The sequence below is a fragment of the Shewanella sp. HL-SH8 genome (assembly GCF_051165765.1).
Taxonomy (GTDB): domain Bacteria; phylum Pseudomonadota; class Gammaproteobacteria; order Enterobacterales; family Shewanellaceae; genus Shewanella; species Shewanella glacialimarina.
Map to the genome: position 1 here is coordinate 2,564,885 of NZ_CP195039.1, position 14,356 is coordinate 2,579,240.

Here is a 14,356-nt window from a genome sequence, read left to right on the forward strand (position 1 = left end):
CCCCATGGCAACTGTAGGTCTATTTTTCGGTAGCGACACAGGTAATACCGAAGCTGTCGCCAAGATGATCCAGAAAAAACTGGGCAAGCAAATGATCGATGTTAAAGACATCGCCAAAAGCACCAAAGAGCAAATTGCAGAATATGATTTATTACTATTCGGCATTCCAACCTGGTACTACGGTGAAGCACAATGTGACTGGGATGATTTTTTCCCTGAACTTGAGCAAATTGACTTTAACGATAAGTTAATCGCTATTTTTGGTTGTGGCGACCAAGAAGATTATGCTGAGTATTTCTTAGATGCTATGGGCATGGTTCGTGACATAGTCGAAGCCCGTGGCGGCATTATTATTGGCAACTGGCCTACTGCAAGTTATAACTTTGAAGCATCTAAAGGTTTAGCGGATGATGATCACTTTGTCGGGTTAGGCATTGATGAAGACCGTCAGCCAGAATTAACGGAAGAACGTGTTGATGCATGGGTTAAACAAATCTATGAAGAAATGTGTTTAGCTGAATTAGAAGACTAAATCCTTAAAGACCATTAAATAGCAGCTTATTGATAAACAGCCTCTATTATAAAAGTCTAGAATAAATCTTCACTAAAAAGCGGCCTTAGCCGCTTTTTTACTATGTACACTAAAGCGGTATTTTATGCTAAAGCTGAATATTGAGACGCGGGAAATCATTGATAACGTGGTGGTGAAATACCATATATTCGATGTTAATCAACCTATAATGATTACGTTTCCTCCTGTCTGTCAAAGCATACCCAATATCGATGCCGCCGCTGATGCGCCAGTGTGGAGCTTTGATTACTTCGCTAATCGTAAACTGAATATTATTGCCTTTAATCATATCGGTGAAGGCAATTACTTTGACAGTGAAATGTTTATCTCATACGTAGATAAGCTTAAACACGCCATTGCCATGTTTCCAAGTAAAGTAGGTTATGGCACAAGTTTAGGCGGGTTTGCCCTTAGCTTACATGCAGACAGATTAGGCTTGGATAAAGCCTTATTGATGATGCCGCAAAGTACTTATTGCAAAGCCATCGCCCCTTGGGACCCTATTGTAACCAATGCCCAAGATAGTCGCATAAGTGATATGAAAACACTGGACGGTAAAGGCTGTAAAACCCCGCTAACGGTAATATATGATCCACTGTCTATTGCCGATAAATTGCATGTACAAAGGTTTGAACAAGCATTAACTGTTTTGAAAATATACGCAGTAGGTCACCGTGTTCCACGCGCATTACAGCATTTAAATATGCTGTCAGAGGTTATTCTGCAATTTAGACTGGGCACAATTGATCAAGAATACTTCTATGCAGGGATCAGGGGCAGACGATCCTTAAGTTATTACTTTAGGGATGCCTTTAAAAAACCAAATAAAAGCTACACTAACAGACGTGTTGCGATTATTTATTGGCATAAAGCTAAGCAAAAAATCACCCACTTTAAATTTGAACCTAGTCAAATTATTGAGCGAGTAGCGGCTAGTTGTCACAAACGCATAGGTAAAATTAAAGTTAAACTAGATCAATTCATCTCTCGTTAGCAATTTGGATGAAAACTACATTGAACACTCAAGTCACCCCTGCTCACTTAACAAACAAAACCTACGCTAAACACTGGGATATTTTCTGTGTAGTGGTAGATAACTATGGGGATATAGGCGTCACTTGGCGATTAGCCAAACAGCTTGCTGCTGAATACAGTATTCAGGTCAATTTATGGGTGGATGATTTAAACAGTTTCTCACATATTTTACCGGCATTAAATCCTCAACTTAACCAACAACAGTTTGCTGGCGTTAATATTATTCATTGGAATAAAGCCACAGAAATAAGCTTTATTGCAGGCTCAGTGTTAATCGAAGCTTTTGCCTGTGAATTACCTTCATCAGTTACAAATATGCTTACCCAACTAAAACACACACATTTAGACCAAATCCCTGTTTGGCTGAATTTAGAATATTTATCCGCTGAAGATTGGGTTGAAGGTTGCCATGGTTTACCCTCGACTCAACTATCCGGTTTAATCAAGCATTTTTATTTCCCCGGTTTTAGTGTCAAAACCGGCGGATTAATATGCGAACAAGATTTATTTGTTCAGCGCGATAACTGGCAAAATGATAATAGCAATAAACTGGCATTATTCGACAAACTCGGCCTCAGTGGCATTGAAGCGCACCATATTGTCATTTCAGTATTTAGTTATGAAACAAACGCCCTCCCCGCACTTATTAAGCATTGGCAGGTATCGACGACGCCAATTCACTTACTTATTCCAAAAGGCAGAAGCTTAAATAGTCTCAGTGCTTTATTACCTTGTCATGTAAATGAGTTAGTCCCTGGTCAGCAAATTCTGCTTGATTCGGTGACGCTGCACATTTTACCGATGACAGATCAACAAGGTTATGATCAACTGTTATGGAGCTGTGATTTCAACATAGTACGCGGCGAAGATTCCTTTTTAAGGGCACAATGGGCGGCAAAACCGTTTATTTGGCATATATATCCGCAAGAAGATGATTATCATCTAATAAAATTACAAGCTTTTATGCAAGTTTACTGCGATAATCTAGCGCCTGATTTAGCCAAGCCTTGGTGTGAATTGAACTTGTCGTTTAACCAAGGTGATCAAATTGACATCGTCAATCATTGGCAAAAACTCGAATTTAATCATTTGCCTTTATTACAGCATGCTAAAAAATGGCCAATGACCGCATTAAATGATGCAGATCTTGCTTCGCGACTAGTTCAATTCGTGAAAAGTCGCTAAGATACTGCTCGAAATAAGAAATCGATAAATTATAGGAAATAATGTAATGAAAACTGCTCATGAAATCCGTCCTGGCAACGTGATCATGTTAGATGGCAGCCCATGGGTTGTTCAAAAAACTGAGACAACTCGTTCTGGCCGTAATGCTGCAATTGTTAAGCTAAAATTGAAAAACTTGTTGCTTGACTCTGGTACTGAACAAACCTTTAAAGGTGAAGACAAGTTAGACGATATTATTTTAGAACGTCTAGATTGTACTTACTCTTACTTTGCTGATCCTATGTATGTATTTATGGATGAAGAATTCAACCAATACGGCGTTGAAGCTGACAATTTAGGCGATGCAGCTGCTTACATCGTTGACGGTATGGAAGATCAGTGTCAGGTAACTTTCTACAACAGCAAAGCAATTTCTGTAGAATTACCGGTTCACATTGTACGTGAAGTCACTTACACCGAGCCATCAGCTCGCGGTGATACTTCAGGTAAAGTAATGAAGCCAGCTACCATTACTGGTGGCGGTACGGTTACTGTTGCTGATTTCGTAAAAGTTGGCGATAAAATTGAGATTGATACCCGTACAGGCGAATTCAAGAAACGTGTTTAATCACATCTTGTAAATTGTCTAAAAGCCAGCTTAATTGCTGGCTTTTTTGTTTTGAAGTAGCATAAAAAACTAAAATCCTTATTGCCCGCCCCACAAAATAAGATAGAAACGCTAATTTCAGTCTGCCAATTAGAATTATTCACTAAAAATCTTTAATAAAATCTCATTTTGACACTTCCACTCTCTTTATAAATTCGTTATGGTTCGCTTACTTAGTGGTATTTTATAGAGAGTAGTATGCGTCCAATCATCAAATCGAATAAATTAGATACTGTGTGTTACGACATTCGTGGACCTGTACACAAAGAAGCACGCCGTTTAGAAGATGAAGGACACCGGATATTAAAACTGAATATTGGCAACCCTGCACCATTCGGATTTGAAGCGCCTGAAGAAATTGTTCGTGATGTGATTTTAAACCTGCCCAGTGCTCAAGGTTATTGTGAATCAAAAGGATTATTCTCTGCCCGTAAAGCTATCGTTCAACATTATCAATCTCAGGGTATTTTTGGCGTTGATATTGAAGATATCTATATCGGTAATGGCGCATCGGAACTGATTGTGATGGCGATGCAAGGTTTACTCAACCCAGGTGATGAAATGTTGATCCCGTCACCGGATTATCCATTATGGACGGCGGCAACTCACTTGTCTGGCGGTAAAGCGGTTCATTATCGATGTGATGAAGAAGCTGATTGGTTTCCTGATATCGAGGATATGAAAAGTAAGATCAGTGCTCGCACCCGCGGTATTGTGTTAATTAATCCTAATAACCCAACTGGTGCTGTGTATTCGCGCGAACTGATACAACAAGTTATTGAGCTTTGTCGTCAACACGATTTGATTTTGTTTTCCGATGAGATTTACGACAAAATTCTCTATGATGAAGCGCAACATGTTCACGCGGCTTCATTATCAGATGATATTTTAACAGTGACCTTTAATGGCCTATCAAAAGCGTATCGAGCCGCTGGGTTTAGAGTGGGCTGGATGATGCTAACCGGTAATTTAAAAGCGGCTAAAAGCTATATTGAAGGCTTAGAAATGCTGGCTTCAATGCGGTTATGCTCCAACGTGCCGAATCAACATGCAATTCAAACGGCTTTAGGGGGTTATCAATCTATCAATGAACTTATTTTACCTAAGGGTCGGCTAACAGTGCAGCGTGATGCTTGTTATGAATTATTAAATTCAATACCGGGTGTCAGTTGTAAAAAACCTAAAGGTGCACTGTACGCTTTTCCCAAATTAGATATGAAAAAGTTTAATTTACGCGATGATGAGCGCTTAGTGCTTGAATTACTTAAGCGAAAGAAGATTTTACTGGTGCAAGGTACCGCATTTAATTGGCCAGAACCTGATCATTTACGGGTGGTTTTTTTACCTCATAAAGAAGATCTCACCAAAGCATTACAGGAGTTTGGTCACTTTTTAGAAGATTATCGCCAATAAATCATTAGCAATACATATTAAAGTACAAACAACTGGGGCTGATTAATTCGGCCCCTGTTTTTTTGCCAAGCCTAGATTCAACTATAGCCTGCTGTCATATCATTATTGAATTCACTTTAATTGTATGAACACGTATTCAAAGCATTTAAAAAATGTGTGATTTACACTATGATTAGTCAGCAAATTTATTATTCAGTTCGGAAGTAATATGGACAAGAAAGTCAGTTCTCGCAGTACCAAAGAAAAAGCCCTTAGACTTAATTTGGATGATAAGAAATACGGCACCATAGTTGAAATTGGCGCTGGCCAAGAGGTGGCGCGTAATTTTTTCGTTGCTGGAGCCGCGGCAGGCACTATTGCTAAAACCATGTCAGCCTATGACATGAAGTTTTCCGATGCGATTTATGGCGTACAGCAAAATGGCCGCTATGTCAGTAAAGGCCGTGTACTTGCCATGATGGAGCAAGAATACGACTTAGTAGTTGAACGTGTTGCCGATGTACGCTCACGTTCATCACGTTACTTCAGCTATGCCGCCACTGTGGCAGCAAAAAGCTTCAATAAAGACAATGAATGCCATGCATGGTGTGGTGTTAGAGTGCAAATGTACCCAGGTGCAGAACCATCAAATATTGTGGTTCATGTGCGCATGTTTGATGACAATGCAGAAGACCAGCAGCATGCACTGGGCATTATTGGTGTGAATTTAATTTATGGCAGCTACTATTACTTCGAAGATCCAAAGAAATTAATTGATTCGTTAACCGATAATATGAAAGCCAATCGTGTTGAAATAGACTCGATTGAATTTCAAGGCCCTTACTTTGAAGACATCGACAATAAAGCTAAAAATATCCATTTAATTCGCAGCTGGAAAACCCGTGCTGTGATGTTTAAGCCTGATGGCACCATTGGCGTACCCGCTGAGATGCTTTACAAGAAAAACGTACTGACTATTCGCGGGTCATTTAAGCCGGTCACTAAGCTTAATGTTGATATGATTGAACAAGGTCAAAAGGCTTTTGCTGAATTAGAGGGCGTTGACAAAGACAACACCATTTTGATCGCTGAAATATCATTAAATGATTTGCAAGGTAACGATGCGAATATGTCTGAGAAAGACATTCTTGAACGGGTTCGCCTATTAAATTTATTGGGTTATAACGTGCTGGTATCAGATTATACCCGTTACTTCTCATTAAGAGCCTACTTCCGCCAATTTACCAACCTACAAATTGGCATTGTTGTTGGCATGATTAACATTAAACAAATTTTTGATGTTGAATTCTATCGCGGCCTTGAGGGCGGTATTTTAGAAGGTTTTGGTAAATTATTTCCAGACAATACCCGTTTATTCGTTTATCCAGAATTGGATGATAAAGGGGCATTAAACGATTTATCCAATGTGACTGTGCCGGCTAATCTTCGTTATCTGTATCGCCATTTAGTTGATAATGGTTTTATCAAAGGCATAGAGACCAGTAATATTGAGCTATTTAGTATTTATTCCCGTGAGATCCTCAAACAGCTGGCACGTGGATCTGATGAATGGAAACTAGCTCTGCCAGAGGTTGTTGCTGAAGAAGTGATTAAGCATAAGTTATTCGGTTATAGAGGCGCGAGAAAGTAAACAATATTGCTTGATGACAATCTTAGATTTACTTAACAACGTTTCTCAAAATAAAATACAAAAAAAGCCATTAACATTACGTTAATGGCTTTTTTATGCCGTTTTTGTCACTTTAGTAGCAAACGTCAATCAATTATATAAATGGTCTTTATATGCTTGCGCCACCGTTTGCCAATCAAATCTTGCGTTACTGGCTTGCTGTTTAATCTGTTGCCATGGAAGTGTGCCGTAACTTTGTAAGCATTGATTAAATTGCGAGATAAAATTATTAGCCTGCATTTCAATTCCATCACCATTAAACACCCAACCATTTTCATCATGTTTAACAGTATCTTTTAACCCGCCGACGCCATGGACTAAACAAGGTTGACCGTGCTTCATGGCTAACATTTGGCTAATACCACAGGGCTCGAATGAGCTAGGCATTAAGAATAACTCCCCCTGTTGATACAGTAGCTGTGATAATTGCTCGTCGTAACCATTTAAAAAGATACTATTAGCATATTGGGCACATATCGTTTTAAGCTGATTTGATAAATGCTCATCACCACTGCCAAGTAGCATAAACAAAGCATCTGGTTGCTGCTGTTTTAGATTAATCAGTAATTGATCTAATACCGTTTTACCATTGGCTATTTTGGTTAAAAAAAGCATCACCTTTTGTGTCGTTAATCGCCCTACAGAGGTCACCAGTAGTCCCGGATAACTGCTGTCAATATTTGTATACCGACGAATATGCTGATCGACTCGTATATTAGCGATAAAGTCGGTTGATGAAACCACTGATTTATATTTTTGCCACTGAATCAATGCCTCCTGAGCAGTGCTCAACAAATCCAGTCTTTGAAATGTGAGATTTTCGGATTGAGACTTTAATACTTGCTGCGTTTCAGAAAGAGCGCTATCGGCTGTATTTTGGGTATGATTATCATCAATTGTATAATCACAGCCATTAATAATGCCAACAAGCTGCTGATTTGCAGCTTTCAACTGTAAATCTTGCTCTAGCCCCTCGCCACCATAAAAGCCTTTTTCAGGATGAGATGCTAATAATATTTCTTTAGCATAAGTCGGTGATACCACATGCACCTTGTTACTAAACACAATCCCCATGCGCATCGGGTTTGCACAATTAGGATACCTAGGGTCAACAATGCCGTTGGGCAAGTTATCAAGTTGATTGGCAAAAAACCATTGCGGATACCAATGACATAATGACGATTTATCGCCAGTTAAAGGTCTTATGCCCTGCAGCGCTAGGTTGTGAATAGTATAAATGCACTTGATCTGTTTCAATGATGCAAAATCATCCACACATTCCCTGAGCATCGCAATCATTGCGGTATGCCAGTCATGTAGATGCATCACTTCATAATGTCCCAGTTTACCTTGCAATAATGCACTGGCAACCGCTAAACAAAACAAGGCAAACTTATCTGCATCATCAGCAAAAGGTCTGTCAGCGGAACCTTGAGTATAAATGCTGCCGTCGGCTTGATTAAACATAGGATGGGCAAATAAATATACCCAACTATGTTGCTCACTAGACCCTTTGGCTATGCAAACCTGTGCTTTACTTTCTGGCCGTGGGATCCTATAGATGCTTATCTTTTCAATTTTCCCACCAAAAGACACTTCAATGTCAGTGACTTTATCGGCGCAATAATAATCCTTTAAGAAGCCATACTCAGGCATGGCGACATCGGCAGATATTCCACAATCACTTAATGCCTTGGGGAGATCGCGAATAACATCCCCCATGCCGCCGACTTTGGCTTTAATCAAGGCATCGTTTTCAGCGGCGACTAATAGCACTTTATTCATTAACATTCCTTATTCAAAACCAACCGCGAGCCCGAGCATTTTACGCGTGACTAAGGTGATGCCTTTTTCTGATACTCTAAAGCCGCGAGCTCTATCGTGATCATGGTTATAACCAATTTCCATGCCCTCAGGAATAATACAACCGCGATCCAAAATAGAGTTTTTAATTTTACAGTTTTTAAGTACCACAACATCGGGTAACAGCACAGAGTCTTTAACTAATGAATAGGAACACACTCTGACTTCGTCAAACAACACGCTGCGTTTTACTTTCGCACCGGAAATAATACAACCGCCAGAAATAATTGAATCTACCGCCATTCCACGCCGATTATCATCGTCAAAGACAAACTTAGCCGGAGGGAGTTGCTCTTGATAAGTCCAAATAGGCCATTTCGCATCGTAAAGATTAAGCGCCGGTGTCGGTGACAACAACTCCATGTTGGCCTGAAAAAACGATTCTAATGTACCCACATCGCGCCAATAAGCAGGCTCATCTTCAATGGCACTGATAAACGGAAAGGCATACACGTTATGCTCTTTAATAATATTGGGAATGATGTCTTTACCAAAATCGCGTTCAGAGTGTTCATTGACCGAATCTTTTTTCAATTGATCAAATAAAAACTTGGTATTAAAAACATAGTTGCCCATAGATGCTAAGCATTTATCAGGTTTACCTGGAATAGGCTTTGGGTGTGCTGGCTTTTCTTCAAAGCCAATAATACGATTATTTTCATCAACTTCAACAACCCCGAATGCACCAGCGGCCTCTTCTAAAGGTACTTCTAAACAACAAACCGTCATATCGGCATTAGACTCAGCGTGATCCGCCAACAGACCGGCATAATCCATGCGATAAATATGATCGCCAGATAAAATCATCACATACTTGGTCGTTTCATGGCGGATAATATCAATATTTTGAAACACAGCATCTGCGGTGCCTTCATACCAATTACCTGAGGTCTGCTGTGATGCAGGTAATATTTCAACTGATTCACCCAGTTCCTTCTTAAAATGACCCCAGCCCCTTGTAACATGTCGGATCAACGAATGGGATTTATACTGTGTCACCACCCCAACCCGTCTAATGCCAGAGTTGATGCAATTTGATAAAGGAAAATCGATAATTCTATATTTACCCCCAAAGTACAACGCAGGCTTTGCACGCCAGTCGGTCAGCTCATGCAAGCGAGAACCACGACCACCGGCGAGAATAATTGCATAAGTATCACGCGTTAAATTACTAATATACCGTACACTTTTATTCATACATTCACTCCATAGACAAAACAATTAGGTTTAAATGGGCGTTAACATCCCTGTTATTACTTTTTAACTGACATTACTTTGATTACTTTCAAAACCTAGACATCACACATGTTTGAGCCAAATATCATCACGATAGCCGGCGATGGTTTTATCACTTGAAAATCGGCCACTGGCAGCAGTGTTACGAATACTGGTTTGCTGCCACAAGGTTTGATCGCTATAAAGTTTGGCCACGGCTGATTGCGCACCGCAGTACTCATCAAAGTCTGCTGCTAGCATCCATTGATCGTGGGGATCTTTAATCGCATTGATGATGCTGTCGAATATGCCGGGTTCAACTAAATTGAAATGGCCACCAGCTAACATATCAAGTACCCCTTGTAGCGCTGGGGAGGCGTTAATATACTTTTGTGGCTGATAATGGGGTTTGAGTGATTGGACTTGCTCTGCGGTTAAGCCGAACAAGAAAAAGTTTTCCTGGCCGACCTCCGCTAACATTTCAACATTCGCGCCATCTAAGGTGCCAATTGTTAGCGCGCCATTCATCATAAACTTCATATTGCCGGTGCCAGAGGCTTCTTTACCTGCGGTTGATATTTGTTCTGATAAATCGGTACCTGGGCAGATTTTCTCCATTGCACTGACATTATAATTAGGCAAAAAGGCAAGCCGTAAATACGGTGTAACAGCTGGGTCATTGTTAACCATATGCGCCACATTATTGATTAACTTGATAATTTGTTTGGCCATCGCATAACCTGGTGCTGCTTTACCACCAATCAACACACAGCGCGGAACCATGTCTTGAGTATCGCCAGCTAGTATTCTCTGATACAGGTGAATAACGTGCATGATGTTGAGTAACTGACGTTTGTACTCATGGATACGCTTTACCTGCACATCAAACATCATACTAGTATCAAACTGCACACCACTTTCTGCCAACACAAAGGTTGCCAACACTTGCTTATTGGCATGTTTCACTTCGGCCCACTGTTTGACGAACTTTTTATCAGAGGTAAACGCATTTAGCGCAGTTAAATGCGACAAATCGTTAATCCAGGCATCTCCAAGTTTGCTATTGATCAAATCGGTTAATAAAGGATTACAATTCACTAACCAACGTCTTGGTGTGACACCGTTAGTACGGTTATTGAATTTAGTTGGCCATAATTGGTAAAAATCATTAAATAAGCCTGCTTTTAATAACTGCGTATGTAAACCTGCTACACCGTTGACCGAAAAACTGGCCACAATGGCTAAGTAAGCCATACGAACATGTTGCACTGGCCCTTCTTCAATAATCGACATCGCAGCTAACTTGGTCACATCCCCCGGCCATTGATGGGCAACCTGTTCAAGGAATCGAGCGTTGATCTCAAATATAATTTGCATAATGCGTGGCAACATATGCTGCATTAATGGTACCGGCCAGCGCTCAAGCGCTTCCGGTAATAAAGTATGATTAGTGTATGCTAAGGTTTGTGAGGTGATAGACCAAGCATTGTCCCAACCTAGGCCGTATTCATCCATCAATAGGCGCATTAATTCTGGCGCGGCAATACTTGGGTGAGTATCGTTAAGCTGAATCGCATTTTTAGCACTGAACTGGCTAAAGTCTTCACCGTATATCGCCACATATCGGGCCAATAAGTCCTGTAAACTTGCTGAACTTAAAAAGTACTGTTGTCTTAAGCGTAATTCTTTACCATTCTCGCTGGCATCATTGGGGTACAACACCATAGTAATTTGTTCTGCTAAGTTTTTATCGGCCACCGCTTCGGCATAATCGCCATCATTAAATTCTGCTAAATCGAAATCATCATTGGCTTCTGCTTTCCAAAGCCTTAGGGTATTTATACGTCCATTACGGTAACCTGGTACTGGCATGTCGTAGGGCACAGCCAGCACTGAGCGACAATCTTGCCAAACATGCTGAGTATTACCGGCCTTATCTTGATAGGTTGTGCAGTGGCCAAAAAAGGGTACTGACACAATCCTGTGGGGCATTCTCACTTCCCAGGGGTTACCTTGGCGTAACCAGCGATCGGGCTTTTCTACTTGATATCCATTGACTATTTTTTGGGCAAACATGCCATATTGATAACGAATACCATAACCCGTCACGGCTAAGTCAAGGCTGGCACAGCTATCTAAAAAACATGCAGCGAGTCGCCCCAGTCCACCATTGCCAAGGCCTGCGTCATGCTCATATTCTTCAATGACTTCTAGCTGAATAGCATAGTCAGTGAGCAGTTTACGGGTCTCGTCAGTTAACTCTAAACTCAGTAAAGCATTACCTAAAGCACGTCCCATTAAAAACTCAAGTGACAAATAGGCAATTTGTTTTTGATCAAATTGATTATCTTTAATACGAGTAGATCGCCACTTATCCAGCATTTGCTCTTTGACACCTAATGCTAAAGCATCAAACAGCGATGAGTCTTGGTGCTCACTGTTGCATAACCCATAACGAATTTGCCTTGCAACACTTGCTGCCAATGAATCACAGGGTTCGCAAGGTTCAGATTTGGCTAACACTTGATCAGTTAACGCATTACTGGCTAAGGATGTACTCTTTGCGCTAGATTCTGACTCCGACTCTGATTTAGTGTGACTCTTGGGCTTAGCTGGCTTTTTGTTTGTCGATTTATTCGCACTAACAGTTTTAGCTGCGGTCATGTTCCACTCCTTGAAAATGGCTATGAAATATCATCAAACTACGGGGTTGAAGGTAAAATTTCCCATCAAGATTAGCTTGAGTTTGTGCAACATCTATCTGGGTATCGCTTTGGGTATGCAACACACAGGACCAATGTTCAAAATGGATTAAGTTAGGCTGATGGAAGATTTGCTGTTGTTCATCAGCGTTAATAAATAGCATTAACGCTTGGGTATTTTCGGGAATGGCGCCGACTTCAGCTTCAAGCAAATTGCCAGTAACAATAACGGTTAATGTGCGGCAGTGATGTTCACTCCACAGCGTTTTGGTCATTGGCTCACCTAGTTTATTGAACCAGGCAATGCCATTATCAAATAAGGCTTCAGGCTGGTGGATAAACTCTTTATGACATAGCAAAGGGTAATGCTTGCGCAATTTGATCAATTCTTGGGTGAAATGAACCAAATCCCAGTCAATGGCTTGCCAGTTGAACCAATTATCAGGCGTATCTTGGCAGTAGGCATTATTATTTCCTTGTTGGGTGTGGCCAGCTTCATCGCCACTTAACAACATAGGTACGCCTTGAGATAGCAATAAAGTCGCTAAAAAATTACGTTTTTGACGGCTGCGCACAGTATTTATGTTGCTGCTATCTGTTTCGCCTTCTACCCCATAATGGCAACTGAAGTTTTCTTGATGACCGTCTCTATTATCTTCGTTATTAGCCAAGTTGTGTTTAGCTTGATAAGACACCAAATCATGCAGAGTGTAACCATCATGACTGGTAATAAAGTTAATACTTGCCGCAGGGCCACGGCCATTGTGTTCAAAGAAATCACTTGAGCCATGGAAGCGCTTGGCAAACTCAGACAATATGCCATTATCTCCACGCCAAAATCGGCGCATGGTGTCACGGTATCTGTCATTCCATTCACTGAATACCACAGGATAATTACCTAGTTGATATCCACCGGGGCCAATATCCCATGGCTCAACAATTAATTTAACCCGGCACAATGTTGGGTCTTGCATTAACGCATCAAAAAATCCACTGCCTGGGTCAAAGCCATAATTTTCACGGCCTAAACAGCTAGCAAGGTCAAAGCGAAAACCATCTACTCCCATCACTTCAACCCAGTACCGTAATGAGTCCATGATTAACATTAAAACCTGAGGATGGTTAACATTAAGGGTATTACCACAGCCAGTATCATTAATATAAAAGCGAGGTTCATTAGGCATTAAACGGTAATAGCTTGCGTTATCTATGCCTTTAAAATGATAACTTGGGCCTAAATGATTACCTTCTGCAGTATGGTTATAAACCACATCTAAAATAACCTCGACACCGGCCTGGTGCATCTTTGACACCATGTGCCTAAACTCAGCAATATCATCTGATGCCAGATATTGTGGATGCGGTGCAAAAAATCCTGCTGTGTTATATCCCCAATAATTATTAAGTTTTTTCTCTACCAAAAAAGGTTCGTCAAAAAATGCATGTACAGGAAGTAACTCAATTGCCGTGATCCCAAGTTGAGTTAAATACTCTACAACTGCGGGATGAGATAGGCCTGAGAATGTACCGCACATTTCACTTGGTAAATCTGGATGCAGTTTGGTAAATCCCTTAACATGGGTTTCGTAAATGATACTGTGGTTAAGCTCGCGCCTTATCGGCGCTATAGGTATCGCCTTAATGCGCTCAATATCAACCACTGCACATTTGGGCATAAAGGCGGCATTATCTTGCTGACTAAACGACAAATCTGCACTGGCGTCATCAACATCGTATCCATAAAGGGCATGACTATGCTGCAATTCACCAACCAGCTTTCGTGCATAGGGGTCAAGATGAAGCTTGTGATGATTAAATCGATGTCCGAGTTCAGGCTGATACGGTCCAAACACTCGATAACCATAAAGTAACCCGTCTTTTGCACCGGTTAACTCACCATGCCAAATATGATGGGTTTTATGGGTCAATATGTATTGGGCAATTTCAAGCTGTGAAATGGGATCAAATATACACAATATGACTTTGGTGGCATTGGCTGAAAACAGTGAAAAATTCACCCCATTCTCGGTTAGATTTGCCCCTAAAGGATAAGGCAT

10 protein-coding genes are annotated in these 14,356 nt (G+C 40.8%); 6 read left to right on the forward strand and 4 right to left on the reverse strand.

Features of this window, described 5'->3' with window-relative positions; all coding sequences use genetic code 11:
* Positions 1 to 4: 4 nt before the first annotated feature.
* The 6 genes from fldA to ACRWQN_RS11330 all read left to right on the forward strand — a co-directional run bounded on the left by fldA (position 5) and on the right by ACRWQN_RS11330 (position 6,480).
* The gene (gene fldA / locus ACRWQN_RS11305) at positions 5 to 532 is read left to right on the forward strand and encodes a flavodoxin FldA (RefSeq protein WP_226415720.1); all 528 of its coding nucleotides are present in this window, start codon (positions 5 to 7) and stop codon (positions 530 to 532) included.
* A 124-nt stretch (positions 533 to 656) separates the two neighbouring features.
* On the forward strand, positions 657 to 1,565 hold the full coding sequence (locus ACRWQN_RS11310) for a hypothetical protein (protein ID WP_434937791.1): 909 nt from the start codon (positions 657 to 659) through the stop codon (positions 1,563 to 1,565).
* Between the two features lie 8 nt (positions 1,566 to 1,573).
* Positions 1,574 to 2,791: an elongation factor P maturation arginine rhamnosyltransferase EarP gene (gene earP / locus ACRWQN_RS11315; protein WP_434937793.1), complete on the forward strand. Its 1,218-nt coding sequence runs from the start codon at positions 1,574 to 1,576 to the stop codon at positions 2,789 to 2,791.
* Between the two features lie 46 nt (positions 2,792 to 2,837).
* On the forward strand, positions 2,838 to 3,398 hold the full coding sequence (gene efp, locus ACRWQN_RS11320) for an elongation factor P (RefSeq protein ID WP_434937795.1): 561 nt from the start codon (positions 2,838 to 2,840) through the stop codon (positions 3,396 to 3,398).
* Positions 3,399 to 3,635: 237 nt separating this feature from the next.
* Complete coding sequence (locus ACRWQN_RS11325; RefSeq protein ID WP_434926180.1) at positions 3,636 to 4,850, forward strand: pyridoxal phosphate-dependent aminotransferase; 1,215 nt, start codon at positions 3,636 to 3,638, stop codon at positions 4,848 to 4,850.
* Positions 4,851 to 5,058: 208 nt separating this feature from the next.
* Positions 5,059 to 6,480 (forward strand): TonB-dependent receptor, encoded by a 1,422-nt coding sequence (locus ACRWQN_RS11330; protein WP_434926181.1) that lies wholly within the window; start codon positions 5,059 to 5,061, stop codon positions 6,478 to 6,480.
* Between the two features lie 129 nt (positions 6,481 to 6,609).
* On the opposite strand, the gene ACRWQN_RS11335 is transcribed toward ACRWQN_RS11330, so the two are convergent.
* The 4 genes from ACRWQN_RS11335 to glgX form a co-directional block, all read right to left on the reverse strand.
* Positions 6,610 to 8,304, reverse strand: coding sequence for a glycogen synthase (locus ACRWQN_RS11335; protein WP_434937796.1), 1,695 nt, complete (start codon positions 8,302 to 8,304; stop codon positions 6,610 to 6,612).
* Positions 8,305 to 8,313: 9 nt separating this feature from the next.
* Complete coding sequence (gene glgC / locus ACRWQN_RS11340) at positions 8,314 to 9,579, reverse strand: glucose-1-phosphate adenylyltransferase (RefSeq protein WP_434931841.1); 1,266 nt, start codon at positions 9,577 to 9,579, stop codon at positions 8,314 to 8,316.
* 102 nt (positions 9,580 to 9,681) lie between these two features.
* The gene (locus ACRWQN_RS11345; RefSeq protein WP_434937798.1) at positions 9,682 to 12,261 is read right to left on the reverse strand and encodes a glycogen/starch/alpha-glucan phosphorylase; all 2,580 of its coding nucleotides are present in this window, start codon (positions 12,259 to 12,261) and stop codon (positions 9,682 to 9,684) included.
* Entirely contained in the window at positions 12,248 to 14,356 is a 2,109-nt protein-coding gene (gene glgX, locus ACRWQN_RS11350; RefSeq protein ID WP_434940644.1) for a glycogen debranching protein GlgX, read from the reverse strand. Before glgX ends, ACRWQN_RS11345 begins: the two co-directional genes overlap by 14 nt.

Bases quoted from the DNA above. Each gene is read 5' to 3' on its own strand.
- fldA (WP_226415720.1), top strand. From the start codon at position 5: ATGGCAACTGTAGGTCTATTTTTCGGTAGCGACACAGGTAATACCGAA.
- ACRWQN_RS11310 (WP_434937791.1), top strand. From the start codon at position 657: ATGCTAAAGCTGAATATTGAGACGCGGGAAATCATTGATAACGTGGTG.
- earP (WP_434937793.1), top strand. From the start codon at position 1,574: ATGAAAACTACATTGAACACTCAAGTCACCCCTGCTCACTTAACAAAC.
- efp (WP_434937795.1), top strand. From the start codon at position 2,838: ATGAAAACTGCTCATGAAATCCGTCCTGGCAACGTGATCATGTTAGAT.
- ACRWQN_RS11325 (WP_434926180.1), top strand. From the start codon at position 3,636: ATGCGTCCAATCATCAAATCGAATAAATTAGATACTGTGTGTTACGAC.
- ACRWQN_RS11330 (WP_434926181.1), top strand. From the start codon at position 5,059: ATGGACAAGAAAGTCAGTTCTCGCAGTACCAAAGAAAAAGCCCTTAGA.
- ACRWQN_RS11335 (WP_434937796.1), bottom strand. From the start codon at position 8,304: ATGAATAAAGTGCTATTAGTCGCCGCTGAAAACGATGCCTTGATTAAA.
- glgC (WP_434931841.1), bottom strand. From the start codon at position 9,579: ATGAATAAAAGTGTACGGTATATTAGTAATTTAACGCGTGATACTTAT.
- ACRWQN_RS11345 (WP_434937798.1), bottom strand. From the start codon at position 12,261: ATGACCGCAGCTAAAACTGTTAGTGCGAATAAATCGACAAACAAAAAG.
- glgX (WP_434940644.1), bottom strand. From the start codon at position 14,356: ATGCCTTATCCTTTAGGGGCAAATCTAACCGAGAATGGGGTGAATTTT.